Origin of the sequence: Bacillus haikouensis (assembly GCF_013179555.1) — a bacterium.
Classification (GTDB): Bacteria; Bacillota; Bacilli; order Bacillales; family Bacillaceae_B; genus Rossellomorea; species Rossellomorea haikouensis_A.
Genome location: NZ_JABMCR010000414.1, coordinates 1 through 2,717 on the forward strand (window position 1 = coordinate 1; position 2,717 = coordinate 2,717).

Consider the following 2,717-nt stretch of genomic DNA (forward strand, 5'->3'; position numbering starts at 1 on the left):
ATCCAGGAGTTGGACCTGAACACAGTTATTTGAAGGATATTAATAGAGTCCAATATACTTCCGTTTCTGATGAAAAAGCGCTGGAGGCGTTCAAACGGCTTTCCCAAACAGAAGGAATCATTCCTGCTTTGGAAAGCTCACATGCTGTTGCGTATGCGTTAAAATTAGCAAAAGATATGAACCCTCATGAATCGGTCGTCATTTGCCTGTCGGGCAGAGGAGATAAAGACGTTGAACAAGTGAAGGAATTGTTGGGAGGTAATGAGAATGGGTAAAGTGTTCATGGATCAGTCATTTAAATATGAATTGAACAAAGGAAATAAATTATTCATCCCCTATATCATGGCCGGGGATGGAGGGATCGAGAATTTTATAAACACATTGAAACAACTTGAAGAAGCCGGGGCATCGGCCATCGAAATCGGCATTCCATTCTCAGACCCTGTAGCAGATGGTCCAACCATTCAAAAAGCAGGGAAGAGGGCTTTGAAAGAAGGAATCACGTTAACCCAAATACTGGATGAGCTGGCTTTAAGAAGGGAAGAAATCGGTATTCCATTAGTGTTCATGACTTATATAAACCCTGTCTTTAAATTTGGCATCGATCGTTTCTTCAACCGATGCGAAGAAGCAGGAGTGGACGGTTTGATCATCCCGGACCTCCCCGCAGAACATCTAGAATTAATTTCAGCACCAGCCAGGAAACATGGGATTGCGATCATCCAGCTTGCCACCCTGACAAGTCCCAGTGAAAGAATCAGTGAACTTGCACAGCTAACGGAAGGATTTTTGTACGCCGTAACAGTCAATGGTACAACAGGTGCAAGAAATGAAGTAAACAGGAAAATCGGTGCACATTTGCAAGTACTAAAAAAATATAGCAAGGTTCCAGTCCTTGCGGGATTTGGTATCTCAACTCCTGAGCATGTAAAGGAGATGACAGAGGAGTGTGATGGGGTCGTAGTGGGAAGCAAGATCATCGATCTCCTCCAGGAGAAGAATATCAGCGAAATCAAAGAATTAATAGATGCCGTAAAAATCAATAAGATTCCTAGTAGTTGAGAAGTAGTATTATCCTTTTAGACACGAAGAGTGACGCTCGAGTGGCGGTTCACCGGTCACCTGCAGAAAGTGAAGTGTATACAGTCTTCGGTCAATATAGCAGCAAACTCAACGAAATGAAGTGAATAGTATGTAAATACTTTTTAAAGATAAGTTAATTATTGGTAAAAGGCCTTCTCAAACGATGGAAAATCGATAAGATAGAGGTGTAGTACAAATGCATCTTATCAGGAGGCGAAACAATGAAATCAATGAAGAAATGGTTATTAATGCTTTTGATGTCGGTATCAGTAATCGGATTTGCAGCCGGATGCAGCAGTGACACAGAAGAGGACACAGGCACCGAAGAACAGAAGGAAGAGGAATCAAATTCAGAGGAAAGCAATACTGAAGAGGGAAATACTGAGGAATAAAGAACCAAACAGTCAGTCCATTTGGACTGACTGTTTTTATATGAAGTTAAGGTCATTTTATACATTTAGCGGAAACTGTTAAGGATGGCCGTACAGTTTTTTAGAAAATCTCGATATTCTTGCATCCTGCACCTGTTAGTTCATTGGAGAATTTGCTGACCGTAACTGCACGCTCTGCCGTCATTTTTTTCTTTTCCCCGGGGCTGTACCGTGATAACCAGGTGCCGCCCTGCTTGAACATCAGGTATGCGTGACGGTCCATAAGGGAAAATATTTACCGAAAATAGGTGATGATACAACTTATTATGCAGCCATAATTGAGAAATGTCGTGGATAAATAAGCGGACTCTGCGATTTTCGATGGCCGTCTGTTTTTTTTTGATGGGCAGATTCATTCATGTTGTAGAAATATCTATACCGTCATCCGTCGCTACCGGGTGATTTCGTATGATTTTATTGATGCAATAACCTGGCCCGTATCCAATTTCGAGTAGCTGATCTCCTTTTTTGATAGGTAGTAACTGTATGGTCCATTTATTGATTATTCGGTTTTCAATCTTCAGCCAATGATTCCCTTTGGCATTTTGAATTATTTCTGTATTGAAAGCATATCATCGCCACGATTAGTTTGATCGTTCAATCCTTCACTGTGAGGAGCATTCGAAGCATGTTCGTCTTGAATTCATGCATTGGAATCAAATATTAAATTGATAGTAGTCCTGGCTATAAATGGTTTTAAAGCCGCTTTTTTCATAGAGACTCAGTGCTTTACTGTTGGTCGCTGCAACATCAAGAAAAATGTCTTGTGTCCATCGGGATTCTTCCCTGACAGTATGGGCGAGAGCTTTTCGGCCGATTCCCTTACCTTGAAAATGGGGATCTACGGCAAATCCATAGATGAAACTTTGATTCCCTACTCGCTGCACCCTGATTTTCCCAACTGTATTTCCAGCGAATACAATCATTAAACTTCTTTGTCCTGATTCCTTTATGGATTGTTTAAGCATGGCTTCAGCATCGGAACGACTTTGACCGAAACATTCAATATCCAATTTGATGGAGTAAGGAATATCAGCTTCTTTCATTTCTCTCGTCACCAGTTTTTCAGAAGGGGGAAGCAGACTATCAGGGTTCCACTTCATTTCATATTCAGTAAAATCATATTGCGCCCTAATGGAAGCAGCAAAAGTTTTACCGGTAAGGGAGGTGCCTGGTACATTGATCAGAAGAGAACGAGCGTGC

Annotated in this window: 4 protein-coding genes and 1 pseudogene; 3 read left to right on the forward strand and 2 right to left on the reverse strand. The window is 41.4% G+C overall.

Going from position 1 to position 2,717, the window contains the following annotated elements:
* The 3 genes and pseudogenes from HP456_RS22430 to HP456_RS22440 all read left to right on the forward strand — a co-directional run.
* Positions 1-275: pseudogene (locus HP456_RS22430) on the forward strand (tryptophan synthase subunit beta); the annotation flags it as partial.
* Complete coding sequence (trpA, locus tag HP456_RS22435; RefSeq protein WP_172255221.1) at positions 268-1,062, forward strand: tryptophan synthase subunit alpha; 795 nt, start codon at positions 268-270, stop codon at positions 1,060-1,062. The pseudogene HP456_RS22430 and the gene trpA, both read left to right, overlap by 8 nt.
* A 242-nt stretch (positions 1,063-1,304) precedes the next feature.
* A complete protein-coding gene (locus HP456_RS22440; protein WP_172255223.1) occupies positions 1,305-1,475 on the forward strand; it encodes a hypothetical protein in 171 nt (56 codons plus the stop codon).
* 100 nt (positions 1,476-1,575) lie between these two features.
* Here the strand turns inward: HP456_RS22440 and HP456_RS22445 are convergent, their stop codons facing one another.
* Positions 1,576-1,737, reverse strand: coding sequence for a hypothetical protein (locus tag HP456_RS22445; protein ID WP_172255225.1), 162 nt, complete (start codon positions 1,735-1,737; stop codon positions 1,576-1,578).
* Between the two features lie 433 nt (positions 1,738-2,170).
* Positions 2,171-2,717: GNAT family N-acetyltransferase (locus HP456_RS22450; protein WP_172255227.1), on the reverse strand; the 547-nt coding region annotated here is incomplete at its 5' end.